Source organism: Marinobacter shengliensis (genome assembly GCF_003007715.1).
In the GTDB taxonomy this organism is placed as follows: Bacteria; Pseudomonadota; Gammaproteobacteria; order Pseudomonadales; family Oleiphilaceae; genus Marinobacter; species Marinobacter shengliensis.
This window is the reverse complement of the sequence record NZ_PXNO01000027.1, coordinates 977,714-1,003,529: the sequence shown is the minus strand read 5'-3', so window position 1 is coordinate 1,003,529 and position 25,816 is coordinate 977,714. Positions and strand designations below refer to the sequence as shown.

19 protein-coding genes and 1 tRNA gene are annotated in these 25,816 nt (G+C 55.9%); 16 read left to right on the top strand and 4 right to left on the bottom strand.

What is annotated here, in order from left to right; genetic code table 11:
• Positions 1-18: 18 nt before the first annotated feature.
• From C7H10_RS17710 to C7H10_RS17695, 4 genes are all read left to right on the top strand, one after another.
• Positions 19-94, top strand: a tRNA-Gly gene (locus tag C7H10_RS17710).
• A gap of 133 nt (positions 95-227) precedes the next feature.
• Positions 228-1,025: an MOSC domain-containing protein gene (locus C7H10_RS17705; RefSeq protein WP_106695882.1), complete on the top strand. Its 798-nt coding sequence runs from the start codon at positions 228-230 to the stop codon at positions 1,023-1,025.
• A gap of 5 nt (positions 1,026-1,030) precedes the next feature.
• Entirely contained in the window at positions 1,031-2,968 is a 1,938-nt protein-coding gene (locus tag C7H10_RS17700) for an ATP-binding cassette domain-containing protein (RefSeq protein ID WP_106696041.1), read from the top strand.
• Positions 2,965-3,633 (top strand): DUF6901 family protein, encoded by a 669-nt coding sequence (locus tag C7H10_RS17695; protein WP_106695881.1) that lies wholly within the window; start codon positions 2,965-2,967, stop codon positions 3,631-3,633. The genes C7H10_RS17700 and C7H10_RS17695 overlap by 4 nt, the downstream gene beginning before the upstream one ends.
• Before the next feature lie 45 nt (positions 3,634-3,678).
• Here the strand turns inward: C7H10_RS17695 and C7H10_RS17690 are convergent, their stop codons facing one another.
• Both C7H10_RS17690 and C7H10_RS17685 read right to left on the bottom strand, forming a co-directional pair.
• A complete protein-coding gene (locus C7H10_RS17690; RefSeq protein WP_072677182.1) occupies positions 3,679-4,110 on the bottom strand; it encodes a universal stress protein in 432 nt (143 codons plus the stop codon).
• Positions 4,111-4,240: 130 nt separating this feature from the next.
• On the bottom strand, positions 4,241-5,059 hold the full coding sequence (locus C7H10_RS17685; protein WP_061332170.1) for a hypothetical protein: 819 nt from the start codon (positions 5,057-5,059) through the stop codon (positions 4,241-4,243).
• 314 nt (positions 5,060-5,373) lie between these two features.
• Here C7H10_RS17685 and fadB point away from each other — a divergent pair, with 314 nt between their 5' ends.
• The 3 genes from fadB (at position 5,374) to topA (ending at position 11,633) form a co-directional block, all read left to right on the top strand.
• Entirely contained in the window at positions 5,374-7,521 is a 2,148-nt protein-coding gene (fadB, locus tag C7H10_RS17680; RefSeq protein ID WP_061332171.1) for a fatty acid oxidation complex subunit alpha FadB, read from the top strand.
• Positions 7,522-7,553: 32 nt separating this feature from the next.
• The gene (gene fadA / locus C7H10_RS17675) at positions 7,554-8,729 is read left to right on the top strand and encodes an acetyl-CoA C-acyltransferase FadA (protein WP_106695880.1); all 1,176 of its coding nucleotides are present in this window, start codon (positions 7,554-7,556) and stop codon (positions 8,727-8,729) included.
• A 264-nt stretch (positions 8,730-8,993) separates the two neighbouring features.
• Positions 8,994-11,633, top strand: coding sequence for a type I DNA topoisomerase (gene topA / locus C7H10_RS17670; RefSeq protein ID WP_106695879.1), 2,640 nt, complete (start codon positions 8,994-8,996; stop codon positions 11,631-11,633).
• A gap of 36 nt (positions 11,634-11,669) precedes the next feature.
• Here the strand turns inward: topA and C7H10_RS17665 are convergent, their stop codons facing one another.
• Both C7H10_RS17665 and gltA read right to left on the bottom strand, forming a co-directional pair.
• Positions 11,670-12,539, bottom strand: a complete 870-nt coding sequence (locus C7H10_RS17665) for an NAD(P)-dependent oxidoreductase (RefSeq protein WP_106695878.1) — start codon at positions 12,537-12,539, stop codon at positions 11,670-11,672.
• A gap of 105 nt (positions 12,540-12,644) precedes the next feature.
• Positions 12,645-13,919 (bottom strand): citrate synthase, encoded by a 1,275-nt coding sequence (gene gltA / locus C7H10_RS17660; RefSeq protein WP_061332175.1) that lies wholly within the window; start codon positions 13,917-13,919, stop codon positions 12,645-12,647.
• A gap of 477 nt (positions 13,920-14,396) precedes the next feature.
• Between gltA and sdhC the strand changes: the two genes are divergently transcribed.
• From sdhC to sucD, 9 genes are all read left to right on the top strand, one after another.
• Entirely contained in the window at positions 14,397-14,771 is a 375-nt protein-coding gene (gene sdhC, locus C7H10_RS17655; protein WP_058091197.1) for a succinate dehydrogenase, cytochrome b556 subunit, read from the top strand.
• The gene (gene sdhD / locus C7H10_RS17650; RefSeq protein WP_061332176.1) at positions 14,765-15,109 is read left to right on the top strand and encodes a succinate dehydrogenase, hydrophobic membrane anchor protein; all 345 of its coding nucleotides are present in this window, start codon (positions 14,765-14,767) and stop codon (positions 15,107-15,109) included. Before sdhC ends, sdhD begins: the two co-directional genes overlap by 7 nt.
• A 3-nt stretch (positions 15,110-15,112) precedes the next feature.
• The gene (gene sdhA / locus C7H10_RS17645) at positions 15,113-16,885 is read left to right on the top strand and encodes a succinate dehydrogenase flavoprotein subunit (protein ID WP_058091184.1); all 1,773 of its coding nucleotides are present in this window, start codon (positions 15,113-15,115) and stop codon (positions 16,883-16,885) included.
• A 15-nt stretch (positions 16,886-16,900) separates the two neighbouring features.
• A complete protein-coding gene (locus C7H10_RS17640) occupies positions 16,901-17,605 on the top strand; it encodes a succinate dehydrogenase iron-sulfur subunit (protein ID WP_058091183.1) in 705 nt (234 codons plus the stop codon).
• A 317-nt stretch (positions 17,606-17,922) separates the two neighbouring features.
• Positions 17,923-20,760, top strand: coding sequence for a 2-oxoglutarate dehydrogenase E1 component (locus C7H10_RS17635; protein WP_106695877.1), 2,838 nt, complete (start codon positions 17,923-17,925; stop codon positions 20,758-20,760).
• 25 nt (positions 20,761-20,785) lie between these two features.
• Positions 20,786-22,003 (top strand): 2-oxoglutarate dehydrogenase complex dihydrolipoyllysine-residue succinyltransferase, encoded by a 1,218-nt coding sequence (odhB, locus tag C7H10_RS17630; RefSeq protein ID WP_072677188.1) that lies wholly within the window; start codon positions 20,786-20,788, stop codon positions 22,001-22,003.
• Positions 22,004-22,038: 35 nt separating this feature from the next.
• Positions 22,039-23,481, top strand: coding sequence for a dihydrolipoyl dehydrogenase (gene lpdA, locus C7H10_RS17625; protein WP_106695876.1), 1,443 nt, complete (start codon positions 22,039-22,041; stop codon positions 23,479-23,481).
• 195 nt (positions 23,482-23,676) lie between these two features.
• Positions 23,677-24,843 carry an ADP-forming succinate--CoA ligase subunit beta gene (sucC, locus tag C7H10_RS17620; RefSeq protein ID WP_061332180.1) on the top strand — a complete coding sequence of 389 codons (1,167 nt, stop codon included), beginning with the start codon at positions 23,677-23,679 and terminating at the stop codon, positions 24,841-24,843.
• Positions 24,843-25,715: a succinate--CoA ligase subunit alpha gene (gene sucD / locus C7H10_RS17615; protein ID WP_011784666.1), complete on the top strand. Its 873-nt coding sequence runs from the start codon at positions 24,843-24,845 to the stop codon at positions 25,713-25,715. The genes sucC and sucD overlap by 1 nt, the downstream gene beginning before the upstream one ends.
• Positions 25,716-25,816: the final 101 nt, after the last annotated feature.

Sequence of the window (25,816 nt, the reverse complement as noted above, 5' to 3'; positions counted from 1 at the left end):
AACGCCCTCTGACAGCAAGCGGGAATAGCTCAGTTGGTAGAGCACAACCTTGCCAAGGTTGGGGTCGCGAGTTCGAATCTCGTTTCCCGCTCCAGATTCAGGAAAAACCCGGCCCACAAGGCCGGGTTTTTTGTTTCCTGTTCCGCATTTCTCCCCCATGGACAAGGTTTCGTCGGTTATACTCGCTCACTTCCATCCCAAACCTGTTACTTGCAAGGGTGGTCATCATGCGCGTTCAATCCCTCTTTATATACCCGGTCAAGTCCCTGGCTGGCATCGAAGTGTCGTCATTCGAACTGGATGAATTCGGACCCGCCGGGGACCGGCGTTGGATGCTGGTGGGCGATCAGGGGCAGTTTATAACCCAGCGACAGCTACCTTTGTTGGCAAACGTTTCGACCCATATAGGGCCTCAGGGTGTTGAGATCGGTGTTCCGGGGCAGGGGGACTTTGTCCTGAGGCCCGGCAATGGCAGGATGGCGGTCAAGGTCTGGCGCGATACCGTGGACGCCTTGACCGGCCCTGAGCCGGCCGATGGGGCGATCAGTCGTTACCTTGGCCAGTCCCTTCGTTTTGTGTACATGCCCGATGAGAGTTTTCGTCGTGTAGACCCGTTGCGGGTGCCGGAAAATCGCCGGGTTGGATTTGCCGATGGGTTCCCCTTGCTGATAACCAATCAGGCTTCCCTCGACGAGCTCAATAGCCGGCTGGCCAATGCCGTGGATATGCGCCGTTTCCGGCCGAACGTTGTCATTTCAGGGGCTGAGGCCTGGTCTGAAGATGGCTGGCAAAGTATTACCGTCGGTGAAACCCGGTTTGCGGTCGCAAAACCCTGTTCCCGGTGCGTCATGACCACGGTAGACCCGGATACTGGCCTGAAAGATCCGGATACCGAGCCCCTCAGAACGCTCTCCCGTTATCGCAAAACCGGGGATGGTGTGATTTTCGGCCAGAACATCGTTCACCAGGGTAGCGGGCGCCTTTCGGTCGGCGATGCCGTAGACATTTCCCAACAGGAGTCTTGATCAAGGTGCCTTTGTTAACACTGGAAAAAATATCCCTGGCCTTCGGCATGCATCCATTGCTGGATGAGGCAACCCTGATGATTGATCCCGGGGAGCGAGTGTGCCTTCTCGGGCGTAACGGCGAGGGCAAGTCAACGCTACTGAAAATCGTCAGTGGTGACGTCACTCCGGATGCGGGTGTTGTCCGGCTTGAGGAGGGCTCGGTGCTTGCGGTATTGCCTCAGAGCCTGCCGGCAGACGATGCTCGGACGGCTTACGATGTTGTGGCCTCGGCGTTTCCGGAAACCGGCGAACTCTTGGCGGAGTTTCATCGGCTCTCCCAAAGTGCTGACGAGGCCTCCATGGACAGTTTGATGAAGGTCCAGGAGCGCCTGGAGTCATTGGATGGCTGGCGCCTTGATCAAAAGGTGAACACCATTCTGGGGCAATATGGCATAGACCCGGACCGCCGCCTCAACACCCTCTCAGGTGGGTGGCAACGCCGGGTTTTGCTGGCAAAGGCATTGGTGGCAGAGCCGGATATCCTGTTGCTGGACGAGCCAACAAACCACCTAGATGTGCCCGCTATTGCCTGGCTGGAGGAGGCCTTGACCCAGTTTCGTGGGGCGATGCTGTTTGTCAGCCATGATCGGGCGTTTATACGGCGCATGGCCACGCGGGTGGTCGAACTTGACCGTGGTCAGCTGATCAGTTTCGCTGCCAGTTATGACCGGTATCTCGAGCTGAAGGAGAAGGCGCTGGAAGATGAAGAGCGCCAGAACGCATTGTTCGATAAGCGCCTGAAACAGGAAGAGGCCTGGATTCGCCAGGGTATCAAGGCCCGCCGCACCAGGAACATGGGCCGTGTGAGGGCTTTGAAGGCCATGCGCGAGGAGCATCGACAGCGCAGGGTGCGAGGAGGCACGGCAAACTTCTCAGTGGAAGAGGCGGCGAAATCCGGCAAGCTGGTGGCAGAGTCACGACAGGCTGGCTTCTCATACCCGGGCGGTCACCAGATTGTGCGTGATATGGACCTGACGGTGATCCGGGGCGACAAGATTGGTCTGGTGGGAGAGAATGGTACCGGTAAAACCACCCTGGTCAGGTTGCTGCTGGGTGAGCTTGAGCCTACCGAGGGTAGTATCCGCCTGGGGACCAACCTGCAGGTGGCGTACTTTGATCAGCTCCGGGGCGAGCTGGACCTTTCCCGTAACGCCCTTGATAACCTGGCTGAAGGTCGCGAGTTCATTGATATCAACGGCCAGAGCAAGCATGTTCTGGGCTATCTCCAAGAATTCCTGTTTACGCCTGAGCGTGCCCGTTCTCCGGTCCGGGTGTTCTCCGGTGGCGAGCGAGCGCGCTTGTTGCTGGCCAAGCTTTTCAGTAAGCCGGCCAATATACTGGTGTTGGATGAACCTACCAATGACCTGGATGTCGAAACCCTTGAATTGCTGGAAGAGCAATTAGGGAACTTTAACGGCACAGTCATCGTCATTAGTCACGATCGGGAATTTCTCGATAACGTGGTGACGGATACCATCTTTCTGGATGGCTCCGGTTCGGTACGGGAGTACGTTGGAGGGTACACAGACTGGCGTCGACAGGGCGGCAGGTTTCCTTCGGAGACCTCCGGAAGTCGCCTCGACAAGCAGGACAAGCGTGATAAATCCGACAGTTCGGACAAAAACACGCAGCCGGTGTCAGAGACTGTGTCGCAGTCGGCAAAACCGAAGGCCGCAAAGCTGAGTTACAAGCTTAAACTGGAACTGGAACAGTTGCCGGGCAAGATTGAGGCACTGGAGCGTGAGGTGGCAGAACTTCAGGAATCCATTTCTGCCCCGGACTTTTATTCAGGCCCACCGGACGAAGTCTCAGCCACTCTTGAAAAGTTGTCGGAAACGGAAACCCGACTGGAGTCGGTCATCGAGCGGTGGATGGAGCTGGAAGAACAGGCGAGTCAATGAATATCAATTATAATTTTAAATTTCATGATGGACGAAACATCGAATTCAAGGTTACCGGTGAGCCGGCGGTGCCACCGGTCTCGGGATTCCCTTCCTGGGTCAGGCTTGAGCACTGCAAGTGCTCAAATTGCCCCCTGAAAGCGGGGGAGGTGGAATACTGCCCGGCGGCGGTTGAAATCCTGCCGGTGGTTGAGGCGTTTCAGGCCGAAGATGCCTACCAGAAAGTAAACGTGGAGGTTACCGACGAACGGCGCACGTACGCCAAACAGACAACCCTTGAGGAAGCGCTGCGTTCGTTACTTGGGCTGAAGATGGCGACCAGTGGCTGCCCGGTGCTGTCAGAACTCAAACCGATGGCGCTGCATCATCTGCCATTCGCCAACAGCGACGAATTCGTTATGCGGAGCGTCGGTTACTATCTGCTGCAGCAATTGTTTGCCCAGCGGAACCAGGAGCAGGCTGATTGGGAGCTAAAAGGGCTGGTAGAGAGGAATCAGAGGCTTCAATTGGTCAATCAGGCGCTTTGGCAACGGATTCATGCGGTGTGCAAAGGCGACAGTAACCTCAAGGCATTGCTGAATTTCTTCTCCATGGCATCGAGTGTCAGCGTGTCACTGGAGAGTCAACTCAGAAAACTGCAGGCGAGAATGAAAGGGGAGGCGTGAGCCTCCCTTTTCATGGTGCCTCAATCGGCGTTTGGGCGGGGTGGCTTAGTGAATCCGGATGGCCAGAACATCGCACTGGGTGCCGTGCAGTACGCCGTTGGCAGTTGAGCCCAGGAGCAACTGAAACCCCTTGCGGCCATGGCTGCCAACGATCACCAAATCAACGCCCTGATCCTTTACCAGACGATGGATTTCGGATTCGGGACGGCCAACCGTGACGATCTGGTGACTTTTCGGTACGCCGTATTGGTCACCGTACTTCGCCAGCTGCTCGCGGGCGGCTTTGTCCAACTGGTCCTGAAGTTCGGTGAGGTCCATCGGGATATCACCACCGTAAGCGTAACCCACCGGCTCAACAACATGGACGAGAAAAAGCTCGGCACCATAGGCGTCGCAGATCGCTTTTGCTTTGTTCAGAACCTGCGGGGCTTCTTCTGTCAGGTCAATGGCAACCAGCATCTTGTTGTAGGTCGACATTCAGTCACTCCTTTGCGAATTGGGGTAATAGTCAGTATCAACAGTTTATACGAGAAAGTGTAGCGGGATTCTGACGGGCATCAACAGGAAGGGAAACTTCGGGCGGATCGTTAGTCCGCCCGAAGACACATCAGGCGTTACTTTCGAGGATTTCGATGGTGGTGGTCAGGCTGCGAATGATCCCTTTGGAATAGCGGTCAATGACGAAGCTGACGTTGTTTTCGTTGTAGTTGATGTAGGAGCTGCGGATGAACTGCCATTTGGAGCTGACATCATCAATGGCGGCCTTGAGCTCGGCACTGGCGGAGCCGGATTGTACCCGGGCCAGCAAGCTGTCAAACATCAGGGCCTGCTGGTCCAGCGATGCTTCATCTGATGCGCCCTGGAATGTCTGGGCCACGGAGGAGTGGGTGCGTGCGGAGTACCTTGCCATCATTTGCGCCATCACCACGGCCGCGGAGCGAGCTGACTCAATACGCGCGTCAGCCTGGGTGCCGCTGTTCTCCTGGGCAACACCATAAAGCTCTGTAGCACGCTCGTTCATGCTTGACGCCTTGTTTGCGAGATCGGCCATCAGGCGGAGGTCAGGGTAGCCGCGATCCCGGACTTCGTTGATGTTCCCGCGCATGAGATCCTTGAACTGGTCAAAGTCCTGGTTGAGCCCTTCCACTTGCTGTGGCGACAGAACGCCACTGGTGCTGGCGATCACGGCGTTCATCGCATTATTGGAGGCATTGATACTGCCCACGATACGATTGAGGGCTTCCGTGTCGCCGTTGGCGCTGAATGCGTAGAACGAGTCCAGGGCAAGATAATTGTTGATGCGGAAATCGTGCAGATCTGACAGGAAGTCTGCGCCGGTGTCCTGTGCCTGGGCACCAAACGCGGTCAGGGATAGTAGTAGCAGTGCGGCAAGCAGTGACTGAATGCGCAGGCGAGCGTCTTTCATCGGATGAGTCTCCGTAATACTGTTTTATTATTGTGGACTAAAGTCGCATCTCGAAGTTAAAGTAACTCTGCCGGCTAATCAAGTAGTTTCCGGCTCTTACAGGCTGTACTCCCTTTTTTCTTCAGGTTTCATCAAGAAACAAATTGACAAACGCGTCTTTTTTTTTCATCGTGTGTTCTCACGATTCAAACGACTGTATGAATTTTTTGGATCGAATGATCGGGCAGTGACCGAAATCTCGCTGCACAGGCAGTCGGCTCGGCGTTTCGCCAACCGGTTGTCAGCAGTTCCAAACACAGACTGGAGATCAGTTGATGATTTACGAAGGTAAAGCCATCACGGTTAAAGAGATCGAAGGCGGGATCGCTCAGTTGGACTTTGACTTGCAGGGCGAGTCAGTTAACAAGTTCAACCGTCTCACCATCGAAGAGCTGGGCGCCGCAGCTGAAGCACTCAAATCCCAGAAGAACCTCAAGGGCCTGGTAGTCACCAGCTCCAAGGACAGCTTTATTGTCGGTGCGGATATCACCGAGTTCACCGAGCTGTTTGCAGGTTCCGAGGAAGACCTCGTTGCTAACAACCTGAAGGCGAACGAAGTTTTCAACGCCATCGAAGATCTGCCGTTCCCGACGGTTACCGCTATCAACGGTATCGCTCTGGGCGGTGGTTTTGAGATGTGTCTGGCCACCGACTACCGTGTTATGGCTCCCAAGGCCAAGGTTGGTCTGCCGGAAGTGAAGCTGGGTATCTTCCCGGGCTTTGGCGGTACTGTACGTCTGTCCCGTCTGGTGGGTGTGGACAACGCCGTTGAGTGGATTGCCGGTGGTACTGAAAACCGTGCCGATGCCGCTCTGAAGGTTGGTGCTGTTGATGCCGTGGTTGAAGCCGACAAGCTGGTAGCCGCTGCCGTTGCCATTATCAACCAGTGCAACGAAGGCAAGCTGGATAATCTGGCCCGTCGTGAAGAGAAGAAAGGCAAGATCAAGCTGAACGCCATGGAAAGCATGATGGCGTTCGAGATTTCCAAGGCGTTCGTGGCCGGCAAGGCTGGCAAGAACTACCCGGCGCCGGTGGAAGCCATCAAGACCATGCAGAAGCATGCCGGCATGACTCGTGACAAGGCGATCGAAGTGGAAGCCAAAGGCTTCGCCAAGATGGCCAAGACCAACGTTGCCGCGTGTCTGGTTGGTCTGTTCCTGAACGATCAGGCCCTGAAGAAGAAAGCCAGCGCCTGGGAAAAAGAAGCTTCCGACGTGAAACTGGCTGCGGTATTGGGCGCTGGTATTATGGGTGGCGGTGTAGCGTTCCAGTCTGCACTGAAAGGCACCCCGATTGTCATGAAGGACATCAATCAGGACGGCATCAAGCTGGGCCTGAATGAAGCCAAGAAGCTGCTGTCCAAGCGTGTTGCCAAGGGCAAGATGGACGCCGGCCAGATGGGCGACGTTCTGAACAACATCACGCCGACCCTGAACTACGGTGATTTCAAGAGCGTAGATCTGGTTGTTGAAGCGGTTGTTGAGAACCCGAAGGTTAAAGATGCGGTTCTGCGTGAAACTGAAGACGCGGTTCGCGAGGACACCATCCTGACGTCCAACACCTCTACCATCTCCATCAACCTTCTGGCCAAGAACCTGAAGCGTCCGGAGAACTTCTGTGGCATGCACTTCTTCAACCCGGTGCACATGATGCCGCTGGTTGAGGTTATCCGTGGCGAGAAGACCAGTGACCGCGCCATCGCGACCACTGTTGCTTACGCCAAGGCCATGGGCAAGACCCCGATCGTGGTCAACGATTGCCCGGGCTTCCTGGTTAACCGTGTTCTGTTCCCGTATTTCGGTGGATTCGCCGCGCTGCTGCGTGACGGTGCTGATTTCCAGAAGATCGACAAGGTGATGGAAAAGTTCGGCTGGCCCATGGGCCCGGCTTACTTGCTCGACGTTGTGGGTATGGACACTGCCAAGCACGCCAACGAGGTGATGGCAGAGGGCTTCCCGGATCGCATGAAGGCCGACTTCAAGTCTGGCATTGACGTGATGTTCGAGAACAACCGTTACGGTCAGAAGAACGACAAGGGCTTCTACAAGTACGAAGAAGACAAGAAGGGCAAGCCGAAGAAAGTTGTCGACGAAGAAACCTACAAGCTTATCGAGCCTGTGGTTAACGGCAGCAAGGACTTCGACGAAGAAGAAATCATCGCCCGCATGATGATTCCTCTGTGCCTGGAAACCGTTCGCTGCCTGGAAGACAACATTGTTGAAGACCCGGCCGATGCAGACATGGGCCTGATCTACGGTATCGGTTTCCCTCCGTTCCGTGGTGGTGCTCTGCGCTACATCGACGACATGGGCGTCGACAAGTTCGTCGAACTGGCAGACAAGTACGCAGATCTTGGCCCGCTGTACGCGCCGACCGAGAAGCTGCGTGAAATGGCCAAGACCGGCAAGAAGTTCTTTGGCTAACCCTAACGAGATTTCCGAACGGAGAAAGATCTATGAGCCTTAATCCGAGAGACGTTGTCGTCGTCGATTGCGTGCGGACTCCGATGGGTCGTGCCAAAAACGGCTGTTTCCGCAACGTTCGCGCCGAGACTCTGTCCGCTGCGCTGATTGAAGCACTGTTTGAGCGCAACCCGAAGCTCGACCCGAAAGAAGTAGAAGATGTGATCTGGGGCTGTGTAAACCAGACCAAGGAACAGGGCTTTAACGTGGCACGGCAGATTTCGTTGCTGACCCGTATCCCTCACGAGTCCGCTGCCCAGACCGTTAACCGTCTGTGTGGTTCCGCCATGAGCGCCATCCACACAGCTGCCCAGGCTATCCAGACTGGCAACGGTGATGTGTTCATGGTGGGTGGTGTCGAGCACATGGGCCACGTACCCATGACCGCTGGCTTTGACCACAACCCGGCTGCGTCCAAGTACACTGCCAAGGCCTCCAACATGATGGGCCTGACTGCAGAAATGCTGGCGAAAATGCACGGCATTACCCGTGAGCAGCAGGATGAGTTCGGTGCCCGTTCCCATCGCCTGGCTCACGAAGCTACCGTTGAGGGCCGCTTCAAGAACGAAATCGTTCCGGTTGAAGGTCATGACGAAAATGGCTTTGTGAAGCTGATCGAAGAAGATGAGACCATTCGTCCGGAAACCACGGCTGAGTCCCTCGGCCAGCTGCGTCCGGCGTTTGATCCGAAGAACGGCACGGTCACTGCCGGTACTTCCTCCCAGCTGACCGACGGTGCCGCTGCGATGGTGCTGATGTCAGCCGAGCGGGCAGAAGCCCTGGGCCTGAAGCCGATCGCCAAGATTCGCAGCATGGCAGTTGCCGGCTGTGATCCCGCGATCATGGGCTACGGTCCGGTTCCGGCTACCAAGAAGGCGCTGAAGCGTGCAGGCCTGAAAGTCGAAGACATCGACTTCTGGGAACTGAACGAAGCCTTCGCTGGCCAATCCCTGCCGGTTCTGAAAGATCTGAAACTGCTGGGCGTCATGGAAGAGAAGGTCAACCTGAACGGCGGCGCGATTGCCCTGGGCCATCCGCTGGGCTGCTCTGGTGCCCGTATCTCCACCACACTGCTGAATGTTATGCAGGCCAAAGGCGGTAAGCTTGGTGTTTCCACCATGTGTATCGGTCTTGGTCAGGGCATTGCCACTGTGTGGGAGCGCCTCTGATCGGTTGATCCGAATCAGTAACGCTCATCAGGAGGCCCGGCTTTTGCCGGGCCTTCCTGTTTCAGGGCCTGGTGTCTGCTGCTGATATTTGAAAAAAAGGCTGACTGAAATCAAAGAATGGGTTGTCTTGCAATTGTTGACCCTGTAAAACAGTGAGCCTATACACAATGGCAGCTCTGTGTTTTCCAGTTGCCTGATTTTTATGCGAGTTTGCGGTTTGTTCAGCTATTAACCGAATTATCGCCAAGGATACAGATCTCCGATATGGGTAAAAGTCTCGTTATTGTCGAGTCACCAGCGAAAGCGAAGACCATCAACAAGTACCTGGGCTCGGATTTTATCGTTAAGTCCAGTGTTGGCCACATTCGTGACCTGCCTGTCAGTGGTAGTGGCAGCCAGTCAGACCCGAAAGAACGGGCAAAGCAGGCCGCCGCCACCCGCAAGATGAGCCCGGAAGAAAAAGCCGAGCACAAGAAGCGTAAGTCACGGGAGCAGCTGGTTGCCCGCATGGGCGTAAACCCTGATGACGACTGGAGCGCCCGCTACGAGATACTGCCCGGCAAGGAAAAAGTTGTCAGCGAGCTCAAGCGATTGGCCAAATCCGCCGACCACATCTACCTCGCAACGGATTTGGATAGAGAAGGGGAGGCCATTGCCTGGCACCTTCAGGAGACCATTGGTGGCGAACCGGAAAAGTATCGCCGGGTGGTGTTCAATGAAATTACCAAGCGAGCCATTCAGGAAGCGTTCAAAGACCCTGGAAACCTCGATAACAACCGTGTAAATGCCCAGCAGGCGCGCCGGTTTCTGGATCGTGTCGTGGGTTATATGGTGTCTCCGCTGTTGTGGGCAAAGATTGCCCGGGGGCTGTCTGCCGGCCGGGTGCAGTCTGTTGCCGTTCGGTTGATTGTTGAGCGGGAGCGGGAAATCCGGAAATTCGTACCGGAAGAGTTCTGGCAGCTGCATGCGGATCTGACCGCAGATGGTTCCGCAGACCCAGTGCGGTTCGAGGTTACGCGTTACAATGATAAACCCTATCGCCCGGTAAACGAGGCTCAGAGCAAAGAGCACGTCGATCGCCTGAAATCCGGCGGCTTCAGGGTTTCAAAGCGGGAAGACAAGCCGACACGCTCACGCCCGTCGGCGCCGTTTATTACATCCACGCTCCAGCAGGCGGCGAGCAATCGCATGGGGTTCAGTGTCAAGAAAACCATGATGCTGGCCCAGCGCCTTTATGAAGCCGGTTTTATCACCTATATGCGTACTGACTCCACCAACCTGAGTCAGGATGCGGTAACGGGCTGCCGTGAATTTATCCAGAAGCAGTTCGGAGATCGCTATTTGCCGGACAGCCCCCGTTTGTATGGCAGCAAGGAAGGCGCTCAGGAGGCCCACGAAGCGATTCGTCCTACTGACGTATCCCGCAGGCCTACGGATATAAGCGGCCTGGAAAAAGACGCTGAGAAGCTTTATGACCTGATCTGGCGTCAGTTTATTGCTTGCCAGATGGCGGATGCCGAGTTCCTGAGTACGTCCATTGTGGTCGCCAATGGCGATTATGAGCTCCGAACCCGAGGTCGTATCGTCAAGTTTGACGGCTTCCTGAAAGCTGCGCCCCAGTCTGCCAAGAAAGATGAAGATGTGGCTCTGCCCGATATTAAGGTGGACCAGTCGCTGGATCTGAAAAAGCTGGACCCAACCCAGCACTTCACCAAGCCCTCACCAAGGTATACCGAAGCCAGCCTGGTTAAAGAGCTGGAGAAGCAGGGTATTGGCCGGCCTTCCACCTATGCTTCTATCATCTCTACCATCCAGGACCGTGGCTACGTTCGGCTTCAGAATCGCCGTTTCTATGCCGAGAAAATGGGTGAAATTGTTACCGAACGGCTGGCAGAGTCCTTCCCGAACCTGATGGATTACGATTTTACGGCTCGTCTTGAAGGTGAGCTGGACGAAATTGCAGAGGGTGATGTTCAGTGGAAGAAAGTGCTGAACGATTTCTACGCCAAGTTCCGCAATCAGCTCGAAAGCGCTGAGAAGTCTGATGGCGGCATGCGTGCCAACACCCCGACAGAGACAGACATATCCTGCCCGAGCTGCGGCCGTAATATGCAGATTCGCGTGGCCAGCACCGGTGTGTTCCTTGGCTGTTCCGGTTACTCATTGCCGCCCAAGGAGCGTTGCAAGACGACCATCAATCTGGTCTCTGGCGACGAAGTGGTCAGTGCTGATGAGGATGTGGAAGGCGAGGGCGAAACCCGCTTGCTGCGCAAGAAGCGCCGGTGCCCGAAGTGTGGTACTGCCATGGACAGCTACCTGATTGATGAGAAACGCAAGCTGCACGTTTGCGGTAATAATCCGGATTGTTCTGGCTATGAAGTCGAAGAGGGCAGTTTCCGCATCAAGGGTTATGACGGGCCGACACTCGAGTGCGATAAGTGTGGCTCGGAAATGCAGCTGAAAACCGGTCGATTTGGCAAGTATTTCGGTTGCACCAATACCGAGTGCAAGAACACTCGCAAATTACTCAAGAACGGCGAGCCGGCCCCGCCCAAAATGGACCCGGTACCCATGCCGGAGCTTCAGTGCCAGAAAGTGGATGACACTTATGTGCTCCGTGATGGTGCTTCCGGCCTGTTCCTGGCTGCCAGCAAGTTTCCAAAAAACCGGGAAACCCGCCCACCGCTGGTGATGGAAATCAAGCCACACCGGAAGGAAATCGATCCGAAATACGATTACCTGATGGACGCCCCGGAGAAGGATCCCGAGGGTAACCCGACGGTGATCCGTTATAGCCGGAAGTCCAAAGAGCAGTACGTGATGTCGGAACAGGATGGCAAAGCCACCGGTTGGTCCGCCTGGTACGAAAACGGCCGCTGGGTGCCCAGGGACAAGAAGAAGTGATTTTTTGCCACGGACGTGTGTGTCCGTGGCAAATCATTATTTCTTACGAAGCCTCTGAATCAGCGAAGACGTATCCCAGCGGTTTCCGCCCATCTCCTGCACATCTCCGTAGAACTGGTCCACCAGCGCCGTTACCGGCAGTCTGGAGCCGTTTTTGCGGGCTTCTTCCAGGCAGATAGCCAGGTCCTTGCGCATCCAGTCCACCGCAAAACCGTGCTCAAATTCGCCGTCAATCATGGTGCCGGAGCGGTTTTCCATCTGCCATGACTGCGCGGCACCCTTGGAAATCACGTCAACCACTTTGCGTACATCGAGCTCTGCCTGTTCGGCAAAGTGCAGGGCTTCTGACAGGCCCTGAACCAGACCGGCAATGGCAATCTGATTGACCATCTTCGTTTTCTGGCCGCTACCCACCGGGCCCATCAGGTTGAGTGCCCGGGCATAGCATTGGAGTATCGGTTGAACCTTCCGGAAATCTTCATCATTTCCGCCGCACATAATGGTTAAAAGCCCGTTGTCAGCCCCTTGCTGGCCGCCGGATACCGGGGCATCAATGAAACCCTGACCCTTGGCCTGCGCGGCTTCAGCCAATGTCTCGGCAATGCCGGCAGAGGCCGTAGTGTGGTCTACCAGAATAGCGGTGCTCGGCGTATTGCTGATGATCCCCTCAGGGGCCGTGTAGACCTCTTCAAGGTCTTTGTCGGCGCCAACGCAGGTCAGTACCACATCGGCATTCTTGACCGCTTCTGCAATACTGTTGCAGGCTTTTCCTGGGTACTGTTTCGCCCATTGCTGAGCCTTTGCGCCACTGCGGTTCCACACGGATACGTCATGGCCGGCTCGGGCCAGGTGACCGGCCATCGGAAAGCCCATTACGCCAAGCCCGATAAAAGCGATGGTTGCCATGGTCTGCTCCTTGTCATCGTTGGATTGGGAGAGTTTTGTATTGCCATGATACGAAAAAAGCCGCTGGGTCAGCGGCTTTTTTCATTTCCGGACAATCCGAACGGATTACTTCTTCGGGTAGTCGCGCTTTGGCGAGCCGGTATACAGCTGGCGCGGGCGGCCGATGCGGTAGTTGCCGCTGACCATCTCGTTCCAGTGTGAGAACCAGCCAATGGTGCGGGACATCGCGAAGATAACGGTAAACATGGACGTTGGAATACCGATGGCCTTCAGGATGATGCCGGAGTAGAAGTCGACGTTCGGGTAAAGCTGGCGCTTTACAAAGTACTCATCTTCCAGGGCGATCTTTTCAAGGCGCTGGGCGATCTTCAGCAGTGGGTCGTTCTCCAGACCCAGTTCGCTCAGCACTTCGTGAGCGGTTTGTGCCATAACCTTGGCGCGCGGGTCGAAGTTCTTGTACACGCGGTGGCCAAAGCCCATCAGGCGGAAAGGATCATCTTTATCCTTGGCCTTGGCGATGAACGTCTCAATGTTGGACTCGTCACCGATTTCAGCCAGCATGTCCAGAACCGCCTCGTTTGCGCCACCGTGTGCGGGCCCCCAGAGTGCTGCGATACCGGAAGCGATACAGGCATAGGGGTTAGCACCGGTAGAGCCGGCCAGGCGGACGGTGGAGGTAGAGGCATTCTGCTCGTGATCGGCGTGCAGAATGAAGATCTTGTCCATTGCGTTGGCAAGAACCGGGTTCGGCTTGTACTCTTCACACGGTGTGCCAAACATCATGTGCAGGAAATTTTCAGCGTAAGAGAGATCGTTACGCGGATACATGAATGGCTGACCAACGGAATACTTGTAGCACCAGGCCGCGATGGTTGGCATCTTGGCAATCAGGCGATGAGCTGTTACTTCACGCTGTTTGGGGTCGGTTACGTCCATCTGGTCGTGGTAGAACGCAGACAGGGCGCCAACAACGCCACACATGATAGCCATCGGATGCGCGTCACGGCGGAAGCCGTTGAAGAAGTTGCGCATCTGGTCGTGCAGCATGGTGTGGTTTTTGATGGTGTCGTGGAAGCGCTTGTTTTCGTCTTCGCTGGGCAGCTCGCCGTTCAGGAGCAGGTAGCACACTTCAAGGAAGTCAGATTGCTCGGCCAGCTGGTCAATCGGGTAACCGCGGTGCAGCAATACACCTTTGGCGCCATCAATGTAGGTGATGGCGGATTCGCAGGCTGCAGTGGATACAAAACCCGGATCGTAGGTAAAAACGCCTTCCTGGACTAGGCCGCGTACGTCGATAACGTCAGGGCCGACGGTGCCGGAATAAACCGGTAGCTCAATGGACTTATCTCCCACCGAGAGCGTGGCTTTCCTGTCGGTCATGGTGCTCTCCTGTTTGATTAGCTGTAACAGCTTTTCTGCATATGTAGATGCGCCAGAAAGCGCGTATTATCGCAAAACTGGCGGCAAAATATAGGGCGTCAGCCTTTTTTGTCAATGCACAAGTCTCGAAAAGCGGCAATTTAAATTTCCCGTGTAAATGAGGGATATCCGGAATAACGGTGCCAAACGGGTGAAATTGAATTTGTCAATAATGCTTATAGAGGGTGTGGGGCGCCTGTGGCCAAGGCTTTGGGCGTTGTTGCAAGTTTGTAATTACCGGGGTGTCTCCTTATAATCCGTAGCCCGGAATCGGGGATGAACCTCAATGTACGCTTCAGCATAGCAAGCTACCGGGTTACCATCCGCCCTCCTGAACCAATCGGTTATCGGTCTCGTATCGATCCTCCGATCCCAACATACCAACCATCCGCAGCCGGTTTTCGGCCCTGCGGAACCAAGAGAGAGTGTGAGAGCGCTGTGAATAGCAAACGACCAGTAAATCTCGATCTCGGCAAGTTCCATTTCCCGCTGCCTGCCATCACGTCGATCCTGCATCGCATCAGCGGCATCATCATTTTCGTTGGTGTTGCCTTCCTGTTGTACGGCCTGGATCTCTCCCTGTCCGGAGAAGATGGTTTCGCCCGGGTGAGCGAACTGCTGGACAGCTTCCTGGCGAAGCTGATTATCTGGGGCATCCTGTCTGCTCTGTTGTACCACCTGGTTGCGGGCATTAAACACCTGCTGATGGATATGGGTATTGCAGAAGAGCTTGAGAGCGGTCGCCTCGCCGCGAAGATCACTGTTGTGGTTTCCATTGTTCTCATCATTCTGGCAGGAGTCTGGGTATGGTAAGCAGCGTAACTAACCTCGGCCGCAGTGGCGTTTTTGATTGGCTGATCCAGCGTGTCACTGCCTACGTACTGGCTATTTACACAGTGTTTCTTCTGGGCTTCATGGTGATGACAGACATCAACTATGAAACCTGGAGCGCGCTGTTCGACCAGACCTGGTTCCGTATTTTTACCCTGTTGGCACTGCTTTCCCTGGGTGCCCATGCATGGGTTGGTCTCTGGACTGTGACGACTGATTATCTCAAATCCATGGCGCCCCGTTTCCTTGTGCAGGCGCTGTGCGGTCTGACCATGTTTGTGTACCTGATCTGGGGCATTCAGATTCTTTGGGGGCTTTAATCGATGGCTAACATCAAGACCATGTCTTACGACGCGATTGTTATCGGTGGCGGCGGTGCCGGTATGCGAGCCGCCCTGCAGTTGACCGAGACCGGCGTCAAAACTGCGTGTATTACGAAAGTATTCCCGACTCGCTCGCACACTGTATCCGCCCAGGGTGGGATTACCTGTGCGATCGCAAGTGCCGATCCCAACGATGACTGGCGCTGGCACATGTACGATACCGTCAAGGGTTCCGACTATATCGGTGACCAGGACGCCATCGAATACATGTGTTCTGTGGGCCCCCAGGCAGTATTCGAGCTGGAGCACATGGGCCTTCCGTTCTCCCGTACCGAGCAGGGCCGTATCTACCAGCGTCCGTTCGGTGGACAGTCCAAGGGTCCGGATAACCCCACCCAGGCCGCTCGTACCTGTGCTGCTGCGGACCGTACCGGTCACGCCTTGCTGCACACTCTTTATCAGGCCAACCTGAAGGGCGGTACCACCTTCCTTAATGAGTGGTATGCGGTTGATCTGGTCAAGAACAGCAAGGATGAAGTGGTTGGTGTCGTAGCCATCGAGATCGAAACCGGTGAAGTGGCGTACATCAAATCCAAGGCTACTGTCCTTGCCACTGGCGGTGCTGGTCGCATTTATGCCTCCACCACCAATGCGATGATCAATACCGGTGACGGCATTGGCATGGCGCTGCGAGCCGGCTTCCCAGTGCAGGATATGGAAATGTGGCAGTTCCACCCAACCGGTATCCACGGTGCTGGCACCCTGGTTACTGAAGGTTGTCGGGGTGAGGGCGGTTACCTGATCAATTCTGAGGGTGAGCGTTTCATGGAGCGTTATGCTCCGAACGCAAAGGATCTTGCTGGCCGTGACGTGGTCGCGCGTTCCATGGTTCTGGAAATCCTGGAAGGCCGTGGTTGTGGTCCCGAGAAGGATCACGTATTGCTGAAGCTGGATCACCTGGGCGAAGAAACCCTGAACCTGCGCCTGCCGGGCATTTGCGAACTGTCCCGTACCTTTGCGCACGTTGATCCGGTGAAAGAGCCGATCCCGGTCGTTCCGACCTGTCACTACATGATGGGTGGTGTTCCCACCAACGTGGGTGGTCAGGCACTGACTCAGGACGAAAACGGCAACGATAAACCGATTCCCGGCCTGTTTGCCTGCGGTGAGGCTGCCTGTGTATCGGTACACGGCGCCAACCGTCTGGGTGGTAACTCCCTGCTGGATCTGGTGGTCTTCGGTCGTGCGGCTGGCCTGCACATTGAAGAGCAGCTGCGCGGCGGTTTCGAGGTTGATGGTGCCAGCGAAGAAGACATCAAACGCGCCATGGCCCGTCTGGAGCGTCTGGATAGTGCTTCTGAAGGCGAAGATGTGGCTAAGGTCCGTAAGGATCTGCAGAACTGCATGCAGCTCTACTTCGGCGTGTTCCGCGATGGCGACAGCATGGAGAAGGGTATCAAGCTGTTGGAAGAAATCGGCGAGCGTGTACGCAAAACCAAGTTGGCCGATACCAGCAAGGCATTCAACACCGCGCGTATTGAAGCGCTCGAGCTGGATAACCTGTACGAAGTTGCATACGCCACCGCCAAGTCTGCGATCGAGCGTAAGGAAAGTCGCGGTGCCCACGCCCGTAACGACTTCACTGAGCGTGACGACGAGAACTGGCTCAAGCACTCCATGTACTTCCCGCTGGACAAGCGTGTTGGCAAGCGTGACGTGAACTTTGCACCGAAAACGGTTCCGACTTTCCAGCCGAAAGTCCGGACCTACTAAGGGGGTATCCTGAAAATGTTGGTAAGCCTGTATCGCTACAATCCGGAAACCGATAATGCCCCTTACATGCAGGATGTAGAGGTTGAGATTCCGGAAGGTAAAGACCTGATGGTCCTTGATGTTCTGAACCTGGTGAAGGAGAGGGATCCTTCCATGAGCTATCGCCGTTCCTGTCGGGAAGGTGTCTGTGGCTCTGATGGTATGAACATGAATGGCAAGAACGGCCTGGCTTGTATCACTCCGGTGTCGGATGTGGTCAAGAATAACAAGCTGGTTCTGCGCCCGCTGCCTGGTTTGCCGGTGATCCGGGACCTGGTGGTCGACATGAGCCTGTTCTACAAGCAATATGAAAAGGTGATGCCGTACCTGGTGAATGACACCCCGGCACCCGCCATTGAACGCCTGCAGTCTCCGGAAGATCGTGAGAAGCTGGACGGCCTGTACGAGTGTATTCTCTGTGCCTGCTGTTCCACGTCCTGCCCATCGTTCTGGTGGAATCCGGACAAGTTCATCGGCCCGGCAGGCCTGCTTCAGGCCTACCGCTTCCTCGCGGATAGTCGTGATACCGCACAGGCGGAGCGTTTGGCCAATCTGGATGACCCGTTCAGCGTCTTCCGCTGTCGGGGTATCATGAACTGTGTCAGTGTTTGTCCGAAAGGCCTGAACCCCACGAAGGCAATTGGCCACATTCGGAACCTGTTGCTGCAGCGCGCTACCTGAGCGCAAATTCTGTAGCACCAGCTATACTGGTGTTTCGGCACCAGTTTAGTACCCCGAAGGCCTCGCATTACGCGGGGCCTTCAACCAAAGGCTTATAGTCAAAGGTCTTAATGGAGTGCAAACTTAGGCCCGCTGCTTCGGTTGACTTATCCAGGATGCCGGGCAGCGTTGCCGAGTATAAAAAATCACTGGGGACGGAAAACATCCTTGCTGGGTGTGGTGGCCAAAGTCATGCCGTAATAACCCGTATTGACTGTGAATTACCCCTGGCCGACCATACCGGCTCCCCCGCACCAGCCCAAGGTGAGCTATTCAAAATGCACGAAAGCATCATGGAGCAGTTATGGCAGACTTCCCACCTGCAAGGTGGCAATCTGGCCTATGTTGAACAGCTTTTTGAAGCCTACCTGACAGACCCCAACGCCGTTCCTGAAGAGTGGCGAAGCTACTTCGACAAGCTTCCCAGTGTTGATGGCTATCATGGCCGCGACATTGTCCACTCAACCATCCGCGAACAGTTTGAGCATATCTCCCGCAATCAGCGTTTCCTGGCCAGCAGTGGCGTACCCGCCAGTGCCACCTCAGATGCCGATAAAAAGCAGATTCGTGTTCTTCAGCTGATCAATGCGTTCCGTTTCCGCGGACACCAGGAATCCAAGCTTGACCCTCTGGGTGTCTGGCAGCGTGAGTCTGTTGAAGATCTTGAGCCGTCTTTCCACGAGTTGGGCGAGTCGGATCTTGATCTGGAATTCCAGACCGGTTCACTGAACTTCGGTTCCGAAACGATGAAGCTCGGCGACATCGTGCAGGGCCTGCGCCAGACGTATTGCGAGAGCATCGGTGCTGAGTACATGCACGTGGTAGATACTCGCATCAAGCGTTGGTTTCAGCAGCGTATGGAGCCGGTGCGCTCGCGCCCTGAGTACGAAGCTCAGACCCGCAAGCATATCCTGGAGCGTCTGACAGCTGCCGAGGGCCTGGAAAAGTACCTTGGCTCCCGCTATCCGGGCGTAAAACGCTTTGGTCTGGAAGGTGGCGAAAGCCTGATTCCATGCCTGGATGAACTGATCCAGCGTGCAGGCTCATACGGCGCCAAGGAAATTGTTCTGGGGATGGCCCACCGTGGCCGCCTCAACGTGCTGGTTAATACTCTCGGCAAAAACCCGAAAGAACTGTTTGATGAATTTGAGGGCAAGAAGCTCGCGGATTCAGGCTCCGGTGACGTGAAATATCACCAGGGTTTCTCTTCCAACGTGATGACACCCGGTGGCGAAGTGCATCTGGCCATGGCGTTTAACCCGTCGCACCTGGAAATTGTATCTCCGGTAGTGGTGGGCTCTGTACGCGCCCGTCAGGATCGCCGTGGCGATACCGACGGCAGCAAGGTTGTGCCGATTGTCATGCACGGTGACGCAGCGTTTGCGGGTCAGGGTGTTGTGATGGAAACCTTCCAGATGTCCCAGACCAGGGGCTTCGGCGTGGGTGGTACCATTCACATTGTGATCAACAACCAGGTGGGTTTTACCACTAGCCGGCAGGAAGATGCGCGCTCGACTGAATACTGCACAGACGTCGCCAAAATGGTTCAGGCGCCGATTCTGCACGTAAACGCAGACGATCCTGAAGCGGTGATGTTTGTTACCCAGATGGCCATGGACTACCGCAACGAATTCAAGCGGGATGTGGTCATTGATCTGGTGTGCTACCGCCGCCGCGGTCACAACGAAGCCGATGAGCCGGCTGCTACCCAGCCGCTCATGTATGAAAAGATCCGTAAGCTCAAGACCACCCGCAATCTGTACGCAGACCATCTGGTTGAAGCTGGCGTGATTACTGAAGAAGAAGCCAAGCAGATGGAAACCGACTACCGCGATGCGCTCGATAAGGGCGATCACGTGGTCAAATCGCTGGTGAAAGAGCCCAACAAAGAGCTGTACGTGGATTGGGCTCCGTACCTTGGTCATGAGTGGACCGCCAAGTGCAAGACCAGTGTGGCTCTGAAGACCATCCAGAAACTGGGCAAGAAGATTACCGAGGTGCCTGAAGGCTTCAGCATTCAGCGTCAGGTTTCCAAGATCGTCAATGATCGCGAGAAGATGACGGCCGGCGCACTCTCACTGAACTGGGGCTACGGTGAGATGATGGCTTATGCCACCTTGCTGAATGAAGGTCACCCGATCCGCCTGACCGGTCAGGACGTGGGGCGGGGCACTTTCTCCCACCGCCACGCTGTTCTGCATAACCAGAAAGACGGGTCTACCCATATTTCCCTGCAGAACCTGAAAGACGAACAGCCCAAGTTCGATATCTATGACTCGCTGCTTTCCGAAGAAGCGGTTATGGCATTCGAATATGGCTATTCCACTACCACGCCGGACGCACTGATTGTCTGGGAAGCCCAGTTCGGTGATTTTGCCAACGGCGCCCAGGTGGTTATTGATCAGTTCCTGACCAGTGGGGAGCACAAGTGGGGCCGTTTGTGTGGTCTGACGCTGCTGCTGCCCCATGGTTATGAAGGCCAGGGACCGGAGCACAGTTCGGCGCGTCTGGAGCGCTTCCTGCAGCTGTGTGCGGAGCACAACATCCAGGTGTGCGTGCCCACTACGCCATCCCAGGTATTCCACATGCTTCGTCGGCAGGTCAAGCGCCCGCTGCGTAAGCCGCTTGTGGCTATCACCCCCAAGAGCCTGTTGCGTCATAAAGAAGCCATTTCCGGCCTCGATGATCTGACCTCCGGTACCTTCCAGACCGTTCTGCCCGAGAAGGAGCCTTCTGATCCCAAGAAGGTGTCCCGACTGATTATGTGCAGCGGCAAGGTCTATTATGACCTTCTGGAGAAGAAAAAGGCGGATGAACGAGACGACGTCGCCATTGTCCGGATTGAGCAGCTGTACCCGTTCCCCGGAGATGATCTGGACGAGCTCCTGGCCCAGCACCCCAAGCTCAAGCATGTGGTGTGGTGTCAGGAAGAGCCGATGAACCAGGGTGCCTGGTACTGCAGTCAGCATCATATGCGTAACGCGCTGCAGCGCCTGAACCCCAAGTTATACCTTCAGTATGCCGGTCGTGAGGCTTCTGCTGCTCCTGCCTGTGGACACATGTCTGTTCACATCGAAGAGCAAAAGAAACTGGTTAACGACGCGTTTGAAATCTGACGAGCTACCGAACTAAGGATCCGTAATGTCAACAGAGATTAAAGCCCCCGTTTTCCCTGAGTCGGTCGCCGAAGGCACCGTCGCGACCTGGCACAAGCAGCCCGGTGAGGCATGCTCCCGTGACGAGCTGATTGTCGATATCGAGACCGACAAGGTTGTGCTCGAAGTGGTTGCGCCTGCTGATGGTGTGATCGAAGAAATTCTCAAGGGCGAAGGCGACACCTGCGAAAGCGGTGAGGTGATCGGCAAATTCAAGGAAGGCGCTGCGGGTGAATCCAAGCCGGCAGAGAGCAAGCCTGAAGCCAAGGCTGAGGCGCCGAAAGAAGAAGCCCCGGCTGCAACTTCCGGCGACGCCATCCTGAGCCCGGCTGCCCGTAAGCTGGCCGAAGAAAATAACGTTGACCCGGCCTCCGTCAAGGGCACTGGCAAAGACGGCCGTGTGACGAAAGAAGACGTGCAGAACTTTGTGGACAGCAGCAAGTCCTCCGGTGGTGCCGCTGCCAAGCCGGCAGCCATGCCTGAGGTAAATGTTGCCCAGGGTGAGCGTCCGGAGAAGCGTGTTCCGATGACTCGCCTGCGCGCCAGTATTGCCAAGCGTCTGGTGGATGCCCAGCAGACAGCGGCCATGCTGACCACGTTCAACGAAGTGAACATGGCGCCCATCATGGAGCTGCGCAAGCAGTACCAGGACAGCTTTGTGAAGCGCCACGGCATCAAGCTGGGCTTCATGTCGTTCTTCACCAAGGCGGCCACCGAAGCCCTCAAGCGCTTCCCGGCGGTCAATGCCTCGATCGACGGCAACGACATGGTGTACCACGGTTATCAGGATATTGGTGTTGCCGTATCCACGGATCGCGGCCTGGTGGTTCCGGTACTTCGTGATTCCGACGCCATGGGCCTGGCTGATATCGAGAAGAAGATTGTCGAGTACGGTACCAAGGCGAAGGAAGGCAAGCTGGCCATCGAAGACATGACTGGCGGCACCTTCACCATCACCAACGGTGGTATCTTCGGTTCACTGATCTCCACGCCGATCCTGAATCCGCCGCAGACCGCTATTCTGGGCATGCACAAGATCCAGGAGCGCCCGATGGCGGTGAATGGCAAGGTCGAGATCCTGCCGATGATGTACCTGGCGCTGTCATACGATCATCGTATGATCGACGGTAAGGAAGCGGTGCAGTTCCTGGTTGCGATCAAGGAAATGCTGGAAGACCCGGCCCGTATCCTGCTGGACGTGTAAGCTGACACTCAACGAATTCGATAACAGGAAAGATTATGTCCGATAAGTTCGATGTTATTGTCATTGGTGCCGGCCCCGGCGGTTACGTTGCAGCTATCAAGGCGGCCCAGCTTGGCCTGAAAACGGCCTGTGTGGAGTCCTGGACAAGCAAAGACGGTAAAAGCCAGGTTCTGGGCGGCACCTGCCTGAACGTGGGCTGTATTCCGTCCAAAGCACTGCTTGAGGTGACTCACAAATTTGAGGAAGCCAGCCACGATTATGAGTCCATGGGTATCATGACCAAGGGTGTTGATATCGATGTGGCGAAGATGATGGAGCGCAAGTCCGGCATCGTGCAGCAACTGACTGGCGGTATTGCCGGCCTGTTCAAGGCTAACGGCGTGACTTCCATTCACGGTCACGGCAAGCTACTGGCTGGTCGCAAGGTGGAAGTTACCGACAAAGACGGCAAGACCAAGACCTACGAAGCCGACAACGTTATTCTGGCGACGGGTTCCAAGCCGATCGAGATTCCGCCTGCACCGTTTGACGGCGAGTATATCGTCGATTCCGAGGGCGCGCTGGAGTTCACTGAAGTACCCAAGCGCCTTGGCGTTATTGGTGCCGGTGTGATTGGTCTTGAGCTTGGCAGCGTTTGGGCCCGCCTGGGTTCAGAAGTGACTGTCCTTGAAGCTCAGGACAGCTTCCTCCCGGCGGTGGACCAGCAGGTCGCCAAGGATGCGCTCAAGCAGTTCAAGAAGCAGGGGCTGAACATCATCACCGGTGCCCGCATGACCGGTGCTGAGGTCAAGCGCAAGCTGGTGAACGTCAGCTACGAAGATTCCAAGGGCAAGCAGGAAGCGAAGTTCGACAAGCTGATCGTTGCCGTTGGCCGTCGCCCGTACACCGACGGCGCCCTGGCCGAGGATTCCGGCGTGACCATGGACGAGCGCGGCTTCATTTTTGTGGACGACAACTGCAAAACCGAAGCGCCGGGTGTCTGGGCGGTAGGTGACATCGTTCGTGGCCCGATGCTGGCACACAAAGCGTCTGAAGAGGGCGTGATGGTTGCCGAACGCATTGCCGGTCATAAGCCGCAGGTGAACTACGATTGCATCCCTAACGTGATCTACACCTTCCCGGAAGTGGCTTGGGTCGGCAAGACCGAAGAGCAACTGAAGGCCGAAGGTGAAGAATACAACGTAGGCAGCTTCCCGTTTGCCGCCAACGGCCGAGCCATGGCGGCGAATGCGGCCGCCGGTATGGTCAAGATCATCGCAGACGCGAAGACGGATCGTATCCTGGGCTTTCACGTTGTTGGTCCTCAGGCGTCTGAAATCGTTGCCCAGGGCGTCATTGCCATGGAATTCGGTTCCAGTGCAGAAGATCTGGCCCTGACCTGCTTTGCGCATCCGACTCTGTCAGAGTCAGTGCACGAGGCGGCCCTGGCTGTTGCTGGCGGTGCGATTCACGTCGCCAACCGTCGCAAGAAGAAGTAACGCAACACCGGAATCGGGGCGCCAATGTCGGCGCCCCGCTGCCATCATAAAGGCAGCTTTCTGTGTGCGTAACCGGCGGGTTCAGGCGATCCCTTGCCCGCCAGAACGAATTCGCGATTGGTATGCCAAGGGCGGTGTGCCAGCGGGTTCATTTCCGTACGTGGTTATCCTCCATCAATAGACGGGACATTAACTATGAATTTGCATGAATATCAGGGCAAGCAGCTTTTCGCTGAGTATGGCCTGCCAGTATCTCAGGGCATTGCCTGCGATACGCCTCAAGAAGCTGTCGACGCTGCCACTGAAATCGGCGGTGACGCATGGGTTGTTAAGGCTCAGGTTCACGCCGGTGGCCGCGGTAAGGCCGGCGGTGTAAAGCTGGTCAAGAACAAGGAAGACATCCGTGAGTTTGCCCAGAAGTGGTTGGGCCAGAACCTGGTAACCTACCAGACTGACGAGAATGGCCAGCCGGTAAGCAAGATTCTGGTTGAATCCCTGACTGACATCGATCAGGAACTGTATCTGGGTGCGGTCGTTGACCGTGGCACCCGCCGTATCGTTTTCATGGCCTCCACCGAGGGTGGCGTTGAAATCGAGAAGGTTGCTGAAGAGACTCCCGAGAAGATCCTGAAAGCCGAAATCGATCCTCTGGTAGGCGCTCAGCCGTACCAGGGTCGGGAACTGGCTTTCAAACTGGGTCTGGAAGGCAAGCAGATTGGTCAGTTCACCAAGATCTTCCTGGGCCTCGCCAAGCTGTTTGAAGAGCGCGATCTGGCACTGGTAGAGATCAACCCGCTGGTGATCACACCGGCCGGCGACCTGCACTGTCTGGACGCCAAGATCGGCATCGACGGCAACGCGCTTTACCGTCAGAAGAAAATCCACGAAATGCGTGATCCCTCCCAGGAAGACGCTCGCGAGGCGGAAGCGGCCAAGTGGGAGCTGAACTACGTAGCGCTGGAAGGCAACATTGGTTGTATGGTTAACGGTGCGGGCCTGGCCATGGGCACCATGGACATCATCAAGCTGTCCGGCGGCCAGCCCGCTAACTTCCTGGACGTGGGCGGCGGCGCTACCAAAGAGCGCGTTTCCGAAGCGTTCAAGATCATCCTGTCTGACGACGCTGTGCAGGCCGTTCTGGTCAACATCTTCGGTGGCATTGTGCGTTGCGACATGATTGCTGAAGGCATCATCGGTGCGGTCAAGGAAGTGGGCGTTAAAGTGCCGGTTGTGGTTCGTCTCGAAGGCAACAATGCCGAACTGGGCACCAAGGTGCTCAAGGACAGCGGTCTGAACATCATCGCCGCTACCAGTCTGGCGGACGCCGCAGAGCAAGTCGTTAAAGCCGCAGGGGGTAAATAATGAGCATCCTGATCAACAAAGACACCAAGGTTATCTGCCAGGGCTTTACCGGCGCACAGGGTACCTTCCACTCTGAGCAGGCCATTGCCTACGGTACCAAGATGGTCGGTGGTGTCAGCCCCGGTAAGGGCGGCACTGAGCATCTGGGTCTGCCGGTGTTCAACACTGTACGTGAAGCGGTAGAGAAGACAGGTGCAGAAGCGACCGTCATCTATGTTCCGGCTCCGTTCTGTAAAGACGCCATCATCGAAGCGGCCGATGCCGGCATTCAGCTGATCGTTTGTATCACTGAAGGTATCCCGACCATCGACATGCTCTACGCCAAAGAATACGTTGACCGTAAAGGCGTTCGCATGATCGGACCAAACTGCCCGGGTGTGATCACTCCGGACGAGTGCAAGATCGGCATTATGCCTGGCCATATCCACAAGAAGGGTAAGGTTGGTATCGTATCCCGTTCCGGCACCCTGACCTACGAAGCGGTCAAGCAGACCACTGACTTCGGCTACGGTCAGTCCACCTGTATCGGTATTGGCGGTGACCCGATTCCTGGCTCCAACTTCATCGACATTCTGAAGCTGCTGCAGGAAGATCCGGAAACCGAAGCCATCGTGATGATCGGCGAAATCGGTGGTACCGCCGAGGAAGAAGCGGCTGCGTTCATCAAAGAGAACGTCACCAAGCCTGTGGTTTCCTACATTGCCGGTGTCACTGCACCTCCCGGCAAGCGTATGGGCCATGCTGGCGCCATCATTTCTGGTGGTAAGGGTACCGCAGACGAGAAGTTTGCCGCCCTGGAAGATGCCGGTGTCAAAACCGTGCGCAGCCTGGCCGAAATCGGCAAGGCCCTGAAGGAAGTGACTGGCTGGTAAGCCCGCCATAACCTTCACCAAAACCCCCGGGTTCGCGAGAATTCCGGGGGTTTTGCGTTATGGCGCCGGTGTTTTATATCGCTTTGCTTAACGCAGCGAGG